Below are 16910 nucleotides of genomic sequence, written 5' to 3' on the forward strand. Positions count from 1 at the left end.
CGTCCCCGAACTCTTTCCGGCGACCCCGACCGTCACCACAGTCGGCGACCGGCGACGGCACGACAGCAGCCGACGTAGCAGTAGCAGACAAAACGACCTTCAGAGCCGCAAGGCTCTCCGCGTACAGGGCCGGCAGGGCATCCGCCCTTGCTCCGCCGGCCTCTTCTCCCGCATCCCCGCGCGACTTTCTCCCGCGCGCCTACGATCGGCGACGAGCGCACGCACTCGGCGCGCCGTGGAGGCTCACCCCCGGATCGGGGTCGTCTCCCCTGCCCCGGCATCGCGCTCTCACACCTGTCCGTCCCGACTGGGAGCGGGCCAGGCGGCCGCAGGCGTCACCCGCCTCGCCGGTGCTCGGTGAGCTCGTACTCCACGAACGCGCCGATCATCGCCCGCCAGACGGCCTCGGCGACCTCCGGGGACAGCCCCTCACGCTCCGCCCGCTCCCGGGCCGCGGCCACGACCCGCTCCACCCGGCCGGGAGCCCGCACGGCCTGCTCGTCGGTCTTGAAGGCGGCGGCCGCGCGGACGAGACGCTGCCGCTCGGCCAGCAGCGTCGTCAGCCGGGCGTCGATCCCGTCGATACGGCTGCGGACCTCGTCGAGCGAGGTGGGATCGGACATGCGTTTCCTCCCGATGGCCGGCGGTGATCACTGGTCGGCGGTGATCATTGGCAACCATAGAGGACCTGACCGAACATGACCGATAAAGACCCCACAATCGCATATGCCGGTTTTCGCCCACTATCACCCTATTTGCAGTGTTTGGTATGGACGATGGCGTGATGGTCGGCTGACCATGAGGAAGGCGGACTCCGGAGCGCCGCACGGTTCCTCTACGGACAGGAGACAGCTATGCGTGCCAAGCGTTTCCCGAGCCTGCTGGGCCTCGCGTTCCTCGCCGCCGTCGGTCTGGCCGCGGCCCAGCCGTCCCACGAGGCGTCCGCGGCCACCACCTGCTGGGGCGACCACGGGTGCGGCAACGGCGGATCCTTCCAGGGGCAGTGGCAGTACCAGTCGATGGCGTCCTCCTCGCTCGGCACCGGCCCGGACGCCTTCCCCACGGCGATCGTCGACATCGACTGACAACCACGACCGGGGGCCGGAACCCGGCCCCCGGCAGGCGTTCAGCGAACCGGGTGACCGGCCGAACGCAGCGTGTCCTTGACTTCGTGGATCTTGAGCTGCCCGAAGTGGAAGACCGAGGCGGCCAGCACGGCGTCCGCCCCCGCTTCCACCGCGGGCGGAAAGTCCTCCAGCCGCCCCGCGCCACCGGAGGCGATCAGGGGGACGCTCACCGCCGCCCGTACGGCGCGCAGCATCTCCAGGTCGAATCCCGACTTGGTGCCGTCGCCGTCCATCGAGTTGAGCAGGATCTCGCCGACGCCGAGCTCCTCCCCCCGCCTGGCCCACTCCACCGCGTCGATGCCCGTCCTCCGGCGCCCGCCGTGAGTGGTCACCTCGAACCCGGAGGGCGTGGGCGGACCGTCGACCACCCGGCGCGCGTCCACCGACAGCACGATGCACTGCGAGCCGAACCGGCGCGACGCCTCGGTCAGCAGTTCGGGCCTGGCGATGGCGGCGGTGTTGATGCCCACCTTGTCGGCGCCCGCGCGCAGCAGCCGGTCCACGTCCTCGGCGGAACGCACTCCCCCGCCGACGGTCAGCGGGATGAACACCTGCTCGGCCGTGCGGCGCACCACGTCGAGCATGGTCCCGCGCTCGCCGGAAGAGGCGGTGATGTCGAGGAAGGTCAGCTCGTCGGCCCCCTCGGCGTCGTAGCGCGCGGCCAGCTCGACCGGGTCGCCGGCGTCCCTGAGGTTCTCGAAGTTGACCCCCTTGACGACCCGGCCGGCGTCGACGTCCAGGCAGGGGATCACCCGCACCGCCACCGTCATCGCCGCACCTCCTTCGACACCACGGACCCCGGCACCACGGGACCTACCGCCAGGATCACGGGCTCAGCCCTCATCGTTGCCACGTTCCACCGGCCGATACGCCTCGACCTCCACCTCGACCAGCATGCGCTCGTCGACCAGCCCGGCGACCTGCACGCTCGTGCACACCGGCCGTACATCGCCGAAGATCTCGCCGTGCGCCTTGCCGACGGCGTCGAAGTCGGCGGCGTTCACCACGTACAGGCGGGTGCGCACCACGTCGGCCCGGGTGGTGCCGGCCTTCTCCACGGCGTCCAGCGCGATGGAGAAGGCGGTGAGCGTCTGCTGGTAGGCGTCGCCCACGTGCCGGACCTCGCCGCCCACGGTGGCGGTGCAGCCGGACACGAGCACGTGCGGCCCGGCGACGACCGCGCGGGCGTAGCCGTAACGGTCCTCCCAGGGACCGCCGGAGGAGATCCGCCCTTCGGGCATCTGGGTGCTCATGCGCTCTTCACCACCGCGAGCGCCTCTTCCAGGGTGAACGCCTGGGCGTACAGCGCCTTGCCCACGATGGCGCCCTCCACACCGTCCGGCACGAGCGTCGCGATCGCCCGCAGGTCGTCCAGCGAGGACACGCCGCCGCTGGCGATGACCGGGCGGTCGGTCCGCGCGCAGACCTGGCGCAGCAGGTCGAGGTTGGGACCGCGCAGCGTGCCGTCCTTGGTGACGTCGGTGACGACATAGCGGGGGCAGCCCTCCGACTCCAGCCGGTCGAGCACCTCCCACAGGTCGCCGCCCTCCTGCGTCCAGCCGCGGGCGGCCAGCGTGGTCCCGCGCACGTCCAGTCCCACCGCGATGCGGTCGCCGTACTCGGCGATCGCCTTGGCGCACCAGGCGGGGTCCTCCAGCGCGGCGGTGCCGATGTTGACCCGGCGGCAGCCCGTGCTCAGCGCGGCGGCGAGCGAGGCGTCGTCGCGGATCCCGCCGGACAGCTCCACGTTCACGTCGAGCGCGCCGACGACGGAGGCGAGCAGCTCACGGTTGCTCCCCCTGCCGAACGCCGCGTCGAGGTCGACCAGATGGATCCACTCCGCGCCGGCCTCCTGCCAGGCCAGGGCGGCGGCGAGCGGATCCCCGTACGAGGTCTCCGTCCCCGCCTCGCCCTGTACGAGGCGGACGGCCTGGCCGTCGGCGACGTCGACGGCGGGGAGCAATACGAGCGACATTTGGTCATGACCTCCGGTCGAAAACGATGGTGACGAGCACCGGGAGCAGCAGGATCGAGCCGAGGAACACGCCCAGCCGGGCCATCCACGAGTCGAGCAGGATCCAGGCGAGCACCTGGACGAGGAACCACAGCACGGCGACGACGGCGTTCTCGGTGCGGCGGCGGCGGGCGAGATATCCGCGCTGCCGGGCCACCCGGACCGGTTTCGCCGTCCGCGGCAGCACCGCGCCCACGACCCCGGCCACGGCTCCGGCGACGGGAGCGACGACCCGCTCGCGCATCTCGCGCCGTCTGGCGGCCCTCGCCTCGCGCTCGGCACGGGCCGCCGCGAGGCGTTCGCGCTCGGCTTCGCGCTCCGCCCTCCGGCGTGCCCGTTCCTTGCTCATCGGGCCTCCCGATCAGGTCCGGTCACGGCCTGGCCGGCCGAACGCGCCGCGGCCGGGCGACGGATGGACACCGTCGCGTGCCGCCGATCTCCAGTGTCGCACCGCCGCCCCGAGATTTCGCGTGCCGCGCACGCTCAGACCGTGCTCAGCCAGTTGGACAGCAGCACGGCCCCCGCGTCCCCGGACTTCTCGGGGTGGAACTGGGTGGCCATGAGGGGACCGTTCTCGGCGGCGGCCACGAACGGCACGCCGTGCTCGGCCCAGGTGACCAGCGGCTCGCGGAAGCCGTCGCCGGCCTGCAGCCGCCAGTCGCGCACCCCGTAGGAGTGGACGAAGTAGAAGCGCGTCTTCTCGTCCAGCCCGCGGAACAGCACGCTGCCCTCGGGCGCGGTCACGGTGTTCCACCCCATGTGGGGAAGCACGGGCGCGTCGAGCCGCTCGACCGTGCCGGGCCACTCGCCGCAGCCCTCCGTGTGGACGCCGTGCTCGACGCCCTTCTCGAACAGGATCTGCATGCCGACGCAGATCCCGAGCACCGGGCGCCCGCCGGCCAGGCGGCGGCCGACGATCTGGTCGCCGCGCACGGCCTTCAGCCCCTCCATGCACGCGGCGAACGCCCCGACGCCGGGGACGACGAGCCCGTCCGCCTCGACGGCCGCGTCGAAGTCGGCGGTGACGGTGACGTCCGCCCCCACCCGGGCCAGCGCACGCTCGGCCGAGCGGAGGTTGCCCGAGCCGTAGTCGAGCACGACCACCCGCTTGTTCACTGCCACCACATCACCCCCGCGGTGATCGCCAGGGCCGCGCCGACGCCGGCGAGCGCCGCCAGCAGCTTGAGGCCCTGCCGTATGCCCGATATGACCCCGCCGATCAGGAAGAGGCCGATGAAGATCATGCCCCCGGACGCGAGGGTCATCAGAGGACGCCCTTGGTGCTGGGCACCCCGCTCGCCCGCGGGTCCCGCTCCGAGGCCTCCCGCAGCGCCCGCGCGAGCGCCTTGAACTGCGCCTCCACGATGTGGTGCGCGTTGCGCCCGTACGGCACGTGCACGTGGAGGCAGATCGCCGCCTGCGCGACGAACGACTCCAGGATGTGCCGGGTCATGGTGGTGTCGTAGTCGGGCCCGATCATCGGGGCCATGCCCTCGGGCTCGGTGTGGACGAGATAGGGCCGGCCGGACAGGTCGACCGTGACCTGCGCCAGCGACTCGTCCAGCGGGCAGGAGGCGTTGCCGAACCGCCGGATGCCCGACTTGTCGCCCAGGGCCTCACGGAACGCCGCGCCGAGCGCGAGCGAGGTGTCCTCGATCGTGTGGTGGGCGTCGATGTGCAGGTCGCCCTCGGTCTTCACGGTCAGGTCGAACAGGCCGTGCTTGCCGAGCTGGGCGAGCATGTGGTCGTAGAACCCGACGCCGGTCGAGACGTCGACGATCCCGGTGCCGTCGAGGTTCACCTCGACCAGCACGGACGTCTCCTTGGTCGTGCGCTCGACCCGGCCGCGACGCTCGTTGAGCTCGGTCATGACAGGACCCCCTCCAGCGCGGCGCGGAACGCCGCCATCTCTTCCGGCGTGCCGATCGACACGCGCAGCCAGCCCGCGGGACCGGTCTCCCGGATCAGCACCCCGCGCTCGAGCAGTCCCTCCCATACGGACCGCCGATCCGGAAACGTACCGAACAGCACGAAGTTGGCATCGGAGTCGGCGACCTTCAGGCCGCGCTCGCGCAACCAGGTGACGGCGGCGTCCCGCTCGGCGCGCAGCGCGTCCACCGTGCCCAGCAGTTCCTCGCGGTGCGCCAGCGCCACCCGGGCCGCCGCCTGGGTCAGCGTGGACAGGTGGTACGGCAGGCGGACCAGCAGCATGGCCTCGACCACCGCGGGGTCGGCGGCGAGATAGCCGAGCCGGGTGCCGGCCATCGCGAACGCCTTCGACATGGTGCGCGTCACGATCAGCCGGGGGTTGCCCGGCAGCAGGGTCAGCGCCGACGGCGTGCCGGTGCGGGCGAACTCGGCGTACGCCTCGTCCACCACGACCACGCCCGGCGCGGCGGCGAGGATCCGCTCGATCACCTCCAGCGGCAGGGCCGTGCCGGTCGGGTTGTTCGGCGAGGTCAGGAACACCACGTCGGGGCGGTGCTCCTCGATCGCGGCCACCGCGGCGGCGGGGTCGATCGCGAAGTCCTCCTCGCGCAGGCCCTCGATCCACCGGGTGTTCGTGCCGCCCGCGATGATCGGGTGCATCGAGTACGACGGCTCGAACCCGATCGCCGAGCGCCCGGGGCCGCCGAACGCCTGCAGGATCTGCTGGATGATCTCGTTGGAGCCGTTGGCCGCCCACATCTGGCGTGCGGTCAGCCCGTGACCGAGGTAGTCGGCGAGGTCCTTGCGCAGCTCGACGGCGTCCCTGTCGGGGTAGCGGTTGAGCGTCGCCGCGCCCTGCCGTACGGCACGGGCGAGGTCGTCGATCAGCGCGGCCGACGGCGGGTAGGGGTTCTCGTTGGTGTTGAGCTGGACGGGCACGTCGAGCTGCGGCGCGCCGTAGGGCTGCTTGCCGCGCAGGTCGTCGCGGATCGGCAGGTCGTCGAGGGTCGTCATGCGGGCACTTCCCAGTCGAAGCGGGCGCGGATCGCGGCGCCGTGGGCGGGCAGGTCCTCCGCGTCGGCGAGCGCGCACACGTGCGGCGCGGCGCCGGCCAGTGCCTCGCGGCTGTAGTCGACGACGTGGATGCCGCGCAGGAACGTCTGCACCGACAGGCCGGAGGAGTGGCAGGCGCACCCGCCGGTCGGCAGCACGTGGTTGGAGCCCGCCATGTAGTCGCCGAGCGACACCGGCGCGTACGGCCCGATGAAGATGGCACCGGCGTTGCGCACCCGGGCGGCGACCGCGCGGGCGTCGGCCGTCTGGATCTCCAGGTGCTCGGCGGCGTAGGCGTCCACGACCTTCAGGCCGTCCTCGACGTCCGAGACGAGCACGATGCCCGACTGACGGCCGGCGAGCGCCTCGGTGATGCGCTCGGAGTGCCGCGTGGCGGCCACCTGGCCGGGCAGCTCCTTCTCCACCGCGTCGGCCAGCTCCGGGCTGGTGGTGACCAGGACGGCCGCCGCGATCACGTCGTGCTCGGCCTGGCTGATCAGGTCGGCGGCGACGTGGGCGGGATCGGCGGTCTCGTCGGCGAGGATCGCGATCTCGGTGGGGCCGGCCTCGGAGTCGATGCCGATACGGCCCTTGAGCAGGCGCTTGGCCGCGGCCACATAGATGTTGCCGGGGCCGGTCACCATCGTGGCCGGGCGGCACTCCTCGGTGCCGTAGGCGAACATCGCCACGGCCTGGGCGCCGCCCACGGCGTACACCTCGTCGACGCCGAGCAGCGCGCAGGCGGCGAGGATCGTGGGGTGCGGGAGCCCGCCGAAGTCCTTCTGAGCGGGCGAGGAGACGGCCAGCGAGGGCACGCCCGCCTCCTGGGCGGGGACCACGTTCATGACCACGCTCGAGGGGTAGACGGCCCGGCCGCCGGGGACGTAGAGCCCCACGCGGTCGACCGGCACCCAGCGCTCGGTGACCGTGCCGCCCGGCACGACCTGCGTGGTGGTGTCGGTGCGCCGCTGGTCGCGGTGGACGAGGCGGGCGCGGCGGATCGACTCCTCCAGCGCCGCGCGCACGGCCGGGTCCAGCTCCTCCAGGGCGCGGGTGAGCGCCTCGGCGGGCACCCGCGCGGACTGCAGCTCGACGCCGTCGAATCTCGCGGTCAGCTCCCGTACGGCTGCCGCGCCACGATGGCGTACGTCCTCACAGATGGGCCGCACCTTGTCCAGGGCGGCCTCGACGTCGAGTTCGGCGCGGGGCAGCACGTCGCGCAGGTCGGCAGGAAGGGACCCGCGCAGGTCGATACGGGAAATCACCGTCCCAGTCTACGGATGACCAGGGACGGATCCGCGTGTGTCCAGCATGCGGGACGGGCGTTTCACCGGCGCGCGCACCGGCCCGGAGCTGCGGCGTCGCCGCCGGTGGCCGATTCGGGGCTCCGCACTTGACAGGTTTTCGGGCACCCGTCCACACTCTCGGGCACCAGCAGTCGCATTCGGTCACAGGAAGGATCTCGTGCTTCCGGCCCAACGCCACCAGCGGATCACCGAGGCCCTCGGGCGGAAGGGCACGGTGCGCACCGAGGACCTGGCCGCGCTGCTCGGCGTCTCCCACGAGACCGTGCGGCGCGACCTGGCGTTCCTGGAGCGCCGCGCGCTGCTCGTCCGGGTGCACGGCGGAGCGACCGCGGCGCCGTCAGGCACCGGCGAGGAGTCGTCCTACCTGGAGCGCTCGACGAGCCGGTCCGAGGCGAAGGCGATGATCGGCGAGCTCGCGGCGCGACTCCTGAGGCCGGGCCAGACCGTGATCATCGACGTGGGCACCACGGCCGTCCACGTCGCCAGGGCCGTCCCTCCGTCCTTCCGCGGGGTGGTCGCCACCTGCTCGCTGCTGGTGGCGGCCGAGCTGGCCGGGCGGCCCGGCGTGGAGGTGCTGGTGGCGGGCGGGCGCGTACGACGGGGCGACCTGGCCGTCTCCAACGCCCACACGCTGGCGTTCTTCCGGGACCTGCGCGCCGACGTGGCGTTCCTCGGCTCGGGCGGGATGGACGCGGAGGCCGGGCTCACCGACCACTTCCTCGACGAGGTCGCGACCAAGCGCGTGATCCTCGCCCACACCGCCCGGACGTACGCGCTCGCCGACAGCGCGAAACACGGCAGGGTCGCCGCCTACCGGGTGTGCGGCCCGGAGGACCTGACCGGCCTCGTCACCGACGAGGAACCCCCGCCACCGCTCGCCTCCGCCCTGGCCAGGGCGGGCACGGAGGTGATCGCCCCATAAGCCGGCCCGGCGGGGCGGCCGCGCCGGGTGGGCGCGAGGGCCCGTCCACGCGTGGCCGGGCGGGACAATGGCCGCATGGAGATCTGGATCAATCCGGCCTGCTCGAAGTGCCGGTCGGCCCTGTCCCTGCTGGACGACGAGGGCGCCGGGTACACGATCCGGCACTACCTGGAGGACCCGCCGGGCGCGGAGGAGCTCGCCGAGGTGCTGCGCCGCCTCGGGCTGGAGCCCTGGGACGTCACCCGCCTCGGCGAGCCCGTCGCGGCCGAGCTGGGCATGGAGTCGTGGCCGCGCGACCCGGCGGCCCGTGAGCGGTGGATCGAGGCCCTGTCCGCCCATCCGATCCTGATCCAGCGGCCGATCATCACCGCCGACGACGGCTCCGCCGTGGTGGCCCGCTCCCCCGAGGCCGTCCTCTCCGTCCTGCCCTGACGCGTCGCCCACGGACCGGCGTACGGACGCGGGGCGGCGGACGATCCCGGTAGCCCGCCGTCCCTCCGGGCATGTACGTTCGCCGTGCGCTTGTACCGCGACGTGTACGGCAATCCGCGCGCCACCTGACGCCGAAGGGGCCTGTGCCGAGATGACGACGACAACGCACACCGTGGAGACCACCGGAGCCACCCTCGTGTACGACGTGGACGGCCCGCCGCCGGCCGCCGGGGGCCGCCCGCCGCTTTTCATGGTCGGCCAGCACATGGACGCGACCGGCTTCCGCACGCTGGCCTCGTACTTCCCGGACCGGACAGTGGTCAGATACGACCCACGCGGCCGGGGCCGCAGCACGTGCGAGGACGGCCGGGCCGCCAGCTCTCCCACGGTCCAGGCGGGCGACGTGCACGCCGTCATCGAGGCACTCGGCGCAGGACCCGTCGAGATGTTCGCGAACGGCGGCGGCGCGATGACCGCGCTCGCGCTCGTGGCGGCCCATCCGCACGACGTGACCACCCTGGTGGCGCACGAGCCGCCGCTCATCCGCCTGCTTCCCGACGCCGAGGCCGCCGAGCGCGCCTTCCTCGGATGCATGCGGGCGTACGAGGCCAAGGGGTTCGGCGCGGGCATGGCGGCCTTCCTCACGATGACGAGGTGGCGAGGTGAGTTCACGGACGCCTACTTCGCGCGGCCCCCGGCGGACCCCTCCCAGTTCGGGCTGCCCGCCGAGGACGACGGTTCCCGTGACGATCCCCTGCTGTCCGACCGATCCACGGGTGTCGGCAGCTATCGCCCCGACGCCGGGGCGCTGGCCGCGGCGCCGACGCGTGTCGTGATCGCGATGGGCGAGGAGTCCCGCGACCTTTTCACCGGGCGCACCGCGGCCGCCACCGCCGAGTTGCTCGGCCAGGAGGTGACCGTGTTCCCGGGTCACCACCGCGGCTTCCTCGGCGACGGCGCCGGACGGCCCGAGGCCTTCGCCCGCGCGCTGCGCGAGGTGCTCGACGCAAGCGCCCGGCGGAGCTCCGGCGGGTGATCCGCCACGCGGTGACGAGCCGCCCGCAGGGGGCGGGCAGGAGGCGGGCAGGGGGCGCGCCGCACGACCTGGTGGAGTGTTCATGGGTCTCGGCGGGGTCGGTCGCTGCGCCGTGTCGGTCGCTGCGCCGTAAGGAAGCTCCGGTCTTCGCGAAGCCGGCTCCGCTGGGCGCAACGCTCGCGGTCCTGGTTTCCTTCCGCTCCGTTCCCTCAGTGGCGATGGAGCCCGGTTCGATGGAGTCCGGTGGACAGCGCACAGACGACCCTCGCGTCGGCCCTGTCGTCATCGCCCTAGTCGTGTGGCTCCTGTCAGCCGGTGGTAGGTGAAGGCCCAGCGGTCTTTGCCGGTTGTGTGGCGGGTGTAGCGCTCGGGGTGCTGGTAGCGGTCGCGGTTGTGGAACTGGCAGGCCGGGCCGAGGAGCTTCAGGTCCGTGAGCCCGCCGGTGCTCCAGTTGTCGGCGTGGTCGATCTGCCACATGGTGGCCGGTAGCGGGCAGCCGTCGATCCAGCAGGTGGCGTAGCGGGCGAAGACCGCCCGGCGTTGGGCCGGGGTGGCCAGTCTGACTTTTCGGCCCATGTCGAGCACCTGTCCGTCGGCGTCCATGACCAGGCGTACCAGGGCGGAGGTGCGGGCCAGGCGGTGCACGCCGGAGACCGGCAGCACCTGCCCGGTGGCCAGCAGCAACCCCGGGGCCCTGCCCAGCAACGCTCCCGGCAAGGTTCCCGGCCATGTCTTCGGGCCCGTCTCCGGGCCCGTCTCCGGGCCTGGACCCAGCCCCGGCCCTTGCTCCGGGGCTTTTCCCGGCCCTGCGGATGGCGTCTGCGGCGCTCCTTCCGGTGGTCCCGGTGGTGTCACCGGCGACTCGCTCGACGAGCGTCGCGCCCCGCCGCACCCGCACGCGCTCTCGCCGTGCCCCCAGCGCCCGTCACCGTGATTCACACAGCCGTGGATCTCACAGCCGTGGATCTCGCACGTACCCAGGCCAGGCGTGCGCTGCCCGCCGCGCACGTCGCCGTAGGCCTCGCACATGTCCAGCCCATGCCGGGTTCCCCCCGCAGGCCGAGGCCCGGCGTGGGCGTGGCGGGCAGAGATGTCTCCGGGAGGAGGATCCGGCGGTTGCCACTCAACCCAGCGCGACCTACCCGACCCTGGCCCGCTCTGCTGTGACTCGCCCTGTCGTGACTCGCCCTGCTGTGACTCGCCCTGCTGTGACTCGCCCTGTTGCGGCTTCTCCTGCTGCGATTCACGCTGTCGCGGCTTGTGCTGCTGCCGCTCGCTCAACCGCGCCCCCTCCGGCTGCACCTTCTCCGACTGCGCTCCTTCCGGCTGCGTTCCTCCCTGCTGCCCGACCTCCGGCTCGTTGCTCTTCGCCTGTGCGCATCCGTCCGCGTCACCGAGCCCGGCGGCACCGGTGCCGGGGGCCACCGTGTCAGTCCATCCGGCCTCGCCGGGCGCACCGAGTGTGAGCTCGACCGCCTCGGCGGGTTCCACGGACTCGCCCGAGTCGATGAGCTCGGGGGCGGTCGGCTCGGTGGCGTACGTGCCCTGCCCGTCGCGGCCATCCCGGCCGTCTTGAACGTCCGCGGGGTGGTTGGCGTCGTCACCCTGCTCACCCTGCTCGCCCTGCTCGCCCTGGTCTGCGACCGGGTCGGCGTCCGGGGCGGGGTCGGTGGGAAGGGATTCGGCGTTGACCAGGACCAGAAGCTCGGCGACGATCTTCTGTTCCAGCAGCGCGATCAACGCATCCGCCTGACGCACACTCAGCGGCCGGTCATCCCCCTCCGCCCGTGGTCGGGCGTAGGCGTCCAGAAGCGCCCGCAACCGGGCGGCCGCCTCACGCGGGAGATGGAATTCTCCTTCCAGCCCGCCGCCCTTGCCCGGGCGGACCCGCAGGAAGCGCCGCCCGTAATCGGCCCGCTCATCACGCTCTTCCCCGTCGGGGTCCAGCACCGCCCGCAGATACCGGCCCGCCCTGGCCACCTCCGCCGGGCCCGCCTTGACGGCCAGTTCCAGCAGGATCGGCTCGGCCAGCCCCGCCTGCTCCTCATTCAAGCCCGCGGTGGCCGTGCAGATGGCCTCCACCACTCCCGCCGTCAACCGCCCCTCAGCGAACGCTTCCTGCACCCTCGGCAACCGGGCCAGTTCGATACCCAGGGTGAGCAGCCGGCCGGCACCCGCGACGGTCATTCCTCCGGCAGTACGCAACCAGCTGCGGGTGGAGGCATGCCCATACTGCTTGGCCAGCCCCGACCGATGCACCCGACCGACACGGCCGGCCAACGCGGAGGTGATCCGATCCCGGACCACCATCAACTCCTCAGCCTCAGCCAGGCAAACGCCCGCATCGTCGGGAAGTGGCGTCAGCGCCAGCGCCTGCGCCGACTCCCGCAACGACCCCACCAGCACCCACGACGACCTACGGCCCCCGTCCCGGCCTGCGCCCCGGCCCCGGCCTGCACCACCATCGGCATCCCCGGCATCACCCAAACCAGCACCAGCACCAGCACCGCTACCGGTATCGACCCCGGCGGAATTAGCCCCAGCGGCATCGCCGGCAGTGGCCGTGTCGTCCTCCGCATTGGCCGAACCGTCCCCGGCCGAACCGCCAGTGACGGCACCGCCAGTGACCGAAGCGCCCTCGGCTGAACCGGCGCGCGGGCTCCCGGAACCCCGTGATTCGGGGTTTCCGCCGAGAAGATGACCAACAGGGAATCCGTCACGGGCGAGGGAACCATCCGATGACCACAACGGGGAATTGGCGATCAGCTGATTCCACCAGTCGCCGTCGGCCCTGTTCGATCGACGAGAGTGCTCAGGATCAGAACCAAACGGATCCATCGCACCCCCTTCAACGAATTCGAAAACCTGTATGAATTCTGTCACCGCCCCGCCACTCACAGCAACCATCAGAAGCGGATAGTTGGAGCATCAGGTCACCCCGAGAACGGGCACCAGCGCATGAGGCCACCTGCCGCGCCGTCCATCCATGTTCACCGCAGTGAAGGGAGCGGAAGGAGCGAGTACCACGAGCGTCGCGCCCAGCGGAGCCGGCCCCACGAGGACCGGGGATTCCTTTCGGCCCGGCGACCGACCCCGCCGAGGGCCACGGACACCCAACTAGGCTTGCCGGCGTGAGCAAGACCAAGAGCAAGGGCGGCCAGGGCACTCCGGCGACGGTCGCCCTCACGCAGGCGAAGGCGGAGTTCACCCTCCACCCCTATGACCACGACCCGAACGCCCAGGCGTACGGCGAGGAGGCGGCCGACGCGCTCGGCGTGCCGTACGAGCGGATCTTCAAGACGCTGGTGGCGGAGACGGAGGCGGGCCTGGCCGTCGCGGTCGTGCCGGTGGCGGGCAAGCTCGATCTCAAGGCGTTCGCGGCCGCGCTGAAGGGCAAGCGGGCGGCGATGGCCGACGCGGCCAAGGTGGAGCGCGTCACCGGCTATGTGGTCGGCGGCATCAGCCCGCTCGGCCAGCGCAAGCGGCTGCCGACCGTGGTGGACGCCTCCGCGCTCGGCTTCGAGAGCATCTACTTCTCCGCCGGGCGGCGCGGCCTGCAGATCGAGACCTCTCCGGGCAACCTCATCCGGCTCGCCCAGGCGGTGACCGCCCCCATCGCGAAGCTCTGAACCTGTCGAGTGTTGCCATCGCCCGTACGGCTCCGGCCACCCGAGACTGGCGGAAGCCGTAAGGAACCGGGGGGAAAGTGAACGAGCACGAGCGGACCGGGCAGGACGGCGGCCGCACCGAGGTGGCGGGCGCGCCCGCCGGCCTCGCCGGTCTGACCGCGACGGAGATGGCCGCGTTGCTGCGGGCGCGCGAGGTGAGCGCGGTCGAGCTGACCGAGGCGTGCCTGCGGCGCGTCGAGGAGACGAACCCGCACGTCAACGCCATCGTGACGCTGACCGCCGAGCGGGCGCTCGACCGGGCCGCGCGCGCCGACGAGGACCTGCGGCGCGGCCTCGTGCGCGGCCCGCTGCACGGCATCCCCGTCGCGCACAAGGACCTCGCCGACACGGCGGGCGTGCGGACCACGTACGGCTCACGGGCGTTCGCCGACCACGTCCCCGCCGCGGACGACCCGCTCGTGCGGCGCATCCGCGAGGCGGGCGGGATCGCGCTGGGCAAGACGAACACCCCCGAGTTCGGCACCGGCTCGCACACGGTCAACGAGGTGTTCGGGGCGACGCGCAACCCCTACGACCTGTCGAAGAGCGCGGGCGGCAGCAGCGGCGGCGCGGCGGCGGCGCTGGCGTGCCGGATGGTGCCGCTCGCCGACGGCTCCGACATGGGCGGGTCGCTGCGCAACCCCGCGTCGTTCTGCAACGTGGCGGGCCTGCGGCCCACCCCGGGGCGGGTGCCGGCGAAGTCGTCGGCGGCGGCCTGGTTCACGCTCAGCGTGCCGGGGCCGATGGCCCGCACGGCCGCCGACCTGGCGCTGTTCATGTCGGCCGTCGCCGGGTTCGACCCGGCCTCGCCGTTCTCGATCCGCGAGGACGGCGCGGCGTTCGCGGGGTCCCTCGACATGGAGCTGTCCGAAGTCCGTGTCGCCTTCAGCCCCGACCTCGGCGGTCTCCCGGTCGACCCGCGCACGGCCGCGGCGACGGCACGGGCGGCCGAGACGCTGGCCGGTCTGGGCGCGAAGGTCGAGCGGGTGGACCTGGACCTGTCCGACGCCGAGGAGGCGTTCCGCGTCTACCGGGCGTGGTACTACGCGCTCAGCTTCGGCGACCTGCCCGAGGTGGGCCCCAACGTGGCCTGGAACGTGGCGCAGGGACGGAAGGTCACCGGTGAGGACCTCGCCCGGGCCGAGCGGCTGCGCACCGGGCTGTTCCACCGCATGTGGGAGTTCTTCGGTCGGTACGACTTCCTGGTGGCGCCCGTCAGCCAGGTGCCGCCGTTCCCGGTCGGGCAGCCGTACGTCACGGAGGTGGCCGGGGTGGAGATGCCCGACTATCTGGCGTGGATGCGCTCGTGCTACTGGATCAGCGTGCTGCACGCGCCCGCCATGTCGGTGCCGTGCGCTTTCACGCCCGAGGGTCTCCCGGTCGGCCTGCAGATCGTGGGCAGGCCGTGGGCCGACATGGACGTCCTGCGCCTCGGGCACGCCTTCGAGCAGGCGACCGGCCTCTGGCGGACAGAGCCGAGCCTCGACGGCTTTTAACGGCGCCGCTGGTTGTAGGTCACGGCGAACTCGACGACCCAGAAGACGGCGGTGGCCACGAGCGGCCAGGCGAACAGCACCCCGTACGCCGTCAGACCCAGCGAGGACGTCATGGTGTACCCGCCCGGTCCCGCCGCCTGCACCTCGCCCTCGGCCCTGCCGCCGACCAGCATCGCGACGTACCCGGCGAGCAGCCCGCCGGCGGCGAGCCCCACGAGGACCTCGACCGGCCGGGTGCGCGACAGCACGTATCCCACGATGCCGCTGACCAGGCCGAACCCGCCGGTGACCACGGCGAACCAGCCGTCGGCCTCGATGAGCGACTGCGACTCCGGATCGGCCGGATGCGGCACCCCGTCGATCAGCACGTATCGCGTGGCGGGGGCCAGCGCCCACCACATGTATCCGGCGACCACGCCGAGGACGGCGAGCACGAGGACGGTTACGACGATCGTCGCCAGATTGCCCCTCAAATGCCGCACCGTCCCGATAGTACCCACCTGGTGATCGCGTCCGGTCCCGTTAGTCTTGCTGCACGTGCCCAATCGAGAGTGCCGAATCGAAACAGGGCGCGGGGGGCGCACGGCACATGTGGGGCCAAGGAGGCCGAGTGAGCGAAGAGGTATGGCAGATCGACCCGTCCGGCCCGTTGCGGGGGGACGTGGAGGTACGGGGATCGAAGAACGCGGTCTCGAAGCACATGGTGGCGGCGATGCTCGGAACCGGTCCGAGCACTCTGCACAACGCCCCGGAGGTCGGCGAGGTGGGGCTGACCGCCGCCATGCTCGAAGCCCTCGGCATCCACGTGGAGATCACGCCGGGTGAGATCACCATCGAGCGGGGCGCCGACATCCGTCCGCGCGTGCCGGAGGAGTACACCGGGCTCAACCGCATCCCGATCCTGATGCTCGGCCCGCTGCTGCACCTGGCGGGCGAGGCGTTCGTCCCCCTCGTCGGCGGCGACCCCATCGGCAGGCGGCCGGTCAACTTCCACGTCGAGGCGCTGCGGTCGATGGGCGCGGAGATCGAGGTCGGCGACAAGGGCATCACCGCCAAGGCGGCCCGGTTGCGCGGCAGCCGCATCACGCTCCCCTACCCCAGCGTGGGCGCCACCGAGACGATCCTCATGACGGCGGTGCTCGCCGAGGGCAAGACCGTCATCAAGGGCGCGGCGATGGAGCCCGAGGTGGTGGAGCTGGCGCTGTTCCTGCAGCGCATGGGCGCGATGATCGAGCTGAGCCCCGACCGCCGCATCGTCATCGAGGGGGTCGAAAAGCTGCACGGCGCCTCCACCTGGCTGGCCGGCGACCGCATCGAGGCGTTCTCCTACCTCGTGGCGGGCCTGGTGACGGGCGGCGAGGTGCGCGTGCACGGCTGCCCCCAGGATCGGCTCGTCACCGCGATCACCACGCTGGCCCGGATGGGCGCGCGGTTCGAGATAACCGACGACTGGCTGTGCGCCTCGGCCCCGGACGGCCTGCGCGCGGCGGCGGTGCAGACCGACACCCACCCCGGGTTCATGACGGACTGGCAGACGCCGCTGATGGTGCTGTTCACCCGCGCCGAGGGCATGTCGGTGCTGCACGAGACGGTGTTCGAGAACCGGCTGGTGTACGTCCCCGCGCTGCAGAAGATGGGGTGCGAGATCGAGGTGTTCGCCCAGTGCCTCGGCGGACCGGCGTGCCGCTACCACGACACCAACGCCAAGCACTCGGCGGTCGTACGCGGAATCTCCAGCCTGCGCGGGGCCGACGTCACGCTCCCCGACATCCGCGCCGGGTTCTCCGCGGTGCTGGCCGCCGCCGTGGCCGAGGGCACCTCGACCCTGCGGGGCGTCAACCACATCGAACGCGGTTACCACAGGCCGTTCGAACAGTTCACCTCCCTCGGGTTGAAGATCAACAGGTTGACGTAAAGCTTCGCGGC

19 protein-coding genes are annotated in these 16910 nt (G+C 72.3%); 7 read left to right on the top strand and 12 right to left on the bottom strand.

The features are described 5' to 3' along the window. Positions 1-335: 335 nt before the first annotated feature. Positions 336-623: a chorismate mutase gene (locus tag AB0O28_RS05795; protein WP_363636690.1), complete on the bottom strand. Its 288-nt coding sequence runs from the start codon at positions 621-623 to the stop codon at positions 336-338. A gap of 231 nt (positions 624-854) precedes the next feature. Here AB0O28_RS05795 and AB0O28_RS05800 point away from each other — a divergent pair, with 231 nt between their 5' ends. Next, positions 855-1085: a hypothetical protein gene (locus AB0O28_RS05800; protein ID WP_363636692.1), complete on the top strand. Its 231-nt coding sequence runs from the start codon at positions 855-857 to the stop codon at positions 1083-1085. Between the two features lie 41 nt (positions 1086-1126). Here the strand turns inward: AB0O28_RS05800 and hisF are convergent, their stop codons facing one another. The 9 genes from hisF to hisD all read right to left on the bottom strand — a co-directional run bounded on the left by hisF (position 1127) and on the right by hisD (position 7388). Continuing rightward, a complete protein-coding gene (hisF, locus tag AB0O28_RS05805; protein WP_363636694.1) occupies positions 1127-1897 on the bottom strand; it encodes an imidazole glycerol phosphate synthase subunit HisF in 771 nt (256 codons plus the stop codon). A 63-nt stretch (positions 1898-1960) separates the two neighbouring features. Next, on the bottom strand, positions 1961-2380 hold the full coding sequence (locus AB0O28_RS05810) for a RidA family protein (RefSeq protein WP_363636696.1): 420 nt from the start codon (positions 2378-2380) through the stop codon (positions 1961-1963). Continuing rightward, the gene (gene priA / locus AB0O28_RS05815) at positions 2377-3102 is read right to left on the bottom strand and encodes a bifunctional 1-(5-phosphoribosyl)-5-((5-phosphoribosylamino)methylideneamino)imidazole-4-carboxamide isomerase/phosphoribosylanthranilate isomerase PriA (RefSeq protein WP_363636698.1); all 726 of its coding nucleotides are present in this window, start codon (positions 3100-3102) and stop codon (positions 2377-2379) included. The genes AB0O28_RS05810 and priA overlap by 4 nt, the downstream gene beginning before the upstream one ends. A 4-nt stretch (positions 3103-3106) precedes the next feature. Beyond that, the gene (locus AB0O28_RS05820; protein WP_363636700.1) at positions 3107-3490 is read right to left on the bottom strand and encodes a hypothetical protein; all 384 of its coding nucleotides are present in this window, start codon (positions 3488-3490) and stop codon (positions 3107-3109) included. A gap of 134 nt (positions 3491-3624) precedes the next feature. Next, positions 3625-4257, bottom strand: coding sequence for an imidazole glycerol phosphate synthase subunit HisH (hisH, locus tag AB0O28_RS05825; RefSeq protein WP_363637258.1), 633 nt, complete (start codon positions 4255-4257; stop codon positions 3625-3627). Further along, on the bottom strand, positions 4254-4406 hold the full coding sequence (locus tag AB0O28_RS05830) for a hypothetical protein (RefSeq protein ID WP_363636702.1): 153 nt from the start codon (positions 4404-4406) through the stop codon (positions 4254-4256). The genes hisH and AB0O28_RS05830 overlap by 4 nt, the downstream gene beginning before the upstream one ends. After that, positions 4406-5011 carry an imidazoleglycerol-phosphate dehydratase HisB gene (gene hisB / locus AB0O28_RS05835; RefSeq protein WP_363636704.1) on the bottom strand — a complete coding sequence of 202 codons (606 nt, stop codon included), beginning with the start codon at positions 5009-5011 and terminating at the stop codon, positions 4406-4408. The genes AB0O28_RS05830 and hisB overlap by 1 nt, the downstream gene beginning before the upstream one ends. Further along, on the bottom strand, positions 5008-6084 hold the full coding sequence (locus AB0O28_RS05840) for a histidinol-phosphate transaminase (RefSeq protein WP_363636705.1): 1077 nt from the start codon (positions 6082-6084) through the stop codon (positions 5008-5010). The genes hisB and AB0O28_RS05840 overlap by 4 nt, the downstream gene beginning before the upstream one ends. Continuing rightward, on the bottom strand, positions 6081-7388 hold the full coding sequence (gene hisD, locus AB0O28_RS05845) for a histidinol dehydrogenase (protein WP_363636707.1): 1308 nt from the start codon (positions 7386-7388) through the stop codon (positions 6081-6083). The genes AB0O28_RS05840 and hisD overlap by 4 nt, the downstream gene beginning before the upstream one ends. A gap of 199 nt (positions 7389-7587) precedes the next feature. Between hisD and AB0O28_RS05850 the strand changes: the two genes are divergently transcribed. The 3 genes from AB0O28_RS05850 (at position 7588) to AB0O28_RS05860 (ending at position 9820) form a co-directional block, all read left to right on the top strand. Beyond that, positions 7588-8352 carry a DeoR/GlpR family DNA-binding transcription regulator gene (locus AB0O28_RS05850; RefSeq protein WP_363636709.1) on the top strand — a complete coding sequence of 255 codons (765 nt, stop codon included), beginning with the start codon at positions 7588-7590 and terminating at the stop codon, positions 8350-8352. 75 nt (positions 8353-8427) lie between these two features. Beyond that, the gene (locus tag AB0O28_RS05855; RefSeq protein WP_363636711.1) at positions 8428-8784 is read left to right on the top strand and encodes an arsenate reductase family protein; all 357 of its coding nucleotides are present in this window, start codon (positions 8428-8430) and stop codon (positions 8782-8784) included. A 151-nt stretch (positions 8785-8935) separates the two neighbouring features. Beyond that, entirely contained in the window at positions 8936-9820 is an 885-nt protein-coding gene (locus AB0O28_RS05860) for an alpha/beta hydrolase (protein ID WP_363636713.1), read from the top strand. A gap of 282 nt (positions 9821-10102) precedes the next feature. On the opposite strand, the gene AB0O28_RS05865 is transcribed toward AB0O28_RS05860, so the two are convergent. Continuing rightward, on the bottom strand, positions 10103-12727 hold the full coding sequence (locus AB0O28_RS05865; protein ID WP_363636715.1) for a DUF222 domain-containing protein: 2625 nt from the start codon (positions 12725-12727) through the stop codon (positions 10103-10105). A 224-nt stretch (positions 12728-12951) separates the two neighbouring features. Between AB0O28_RS05865 and ybaK the strand changes: the two genes are divergently transcribed. Beyond that, positions 12952-13449, top strand: coding sequence for a Cys-tRNA(Pro) deacylase (ybaK, locus tag AB0O28_RS05870; protein ID WP_363636717.1), 498 nt, complete (start codon positions 12952-12954; stop codon positions 13447-13449). A 77-nt stretch (positions 13450-13526) separates the two neighbouring features. Beyond that, the gene (locus tag AB0O28_RS05875) at positions 13527-14984 is read left to right on the top strand and encodes an amidase family protein (RefSeq protein WP_363636719.1); all 1458 of its coding nucleotides are present in this window, start codon (positions 13527-13529) and stop codon (positions 14982-14984) included. Here the strand turns inward: AB0O28_RS05875 and AB0O28_RS05880 are convergent. Then, a complete protein-coding gene (locus AB0O28_RS05880) occupies positions 14981-15466 on the bottom strand; it encodes a hypothetical protein (RefSeq protein WP_363636721.1) in 486 nt (161 codons plus the stop codon). The two genes, AB0O28_RS05875 and AB0O28_RS05880, sit on opposite strands and share 4 nt — an antisense overlap. A gap of 128 nt (positions 15467-15594) precedes the next feature. Between AB0O28_RS05880 and murA the strand changes: the two genes are divergently transcribed. Beyond that, positions 15595-16899 carry a UDP-N-acetylglucosamine 1-carboxyvinyltransferase gene (murA, locus tag AB0O28_RS05885; protein WP_363636723.1) on the top strand — a complete coding sequence of 435 codons (1305 nt, stop codon included), beginning with the start codon at positions 15595-15597 and terminating at the stop codon, positions 16897-16899. Positions 16900-16910: the final 11 nt, after the last annotated feature.

Origin of the sequence: Microbispora sp. NPDC088329 (assembly GCF_040685655.1) — a bacterium.
Lineage (GTDB): Bacteria > Actinomycetota > Actinomycetes > Streptosporangiales > Streptosporangiaceae > Microbispora.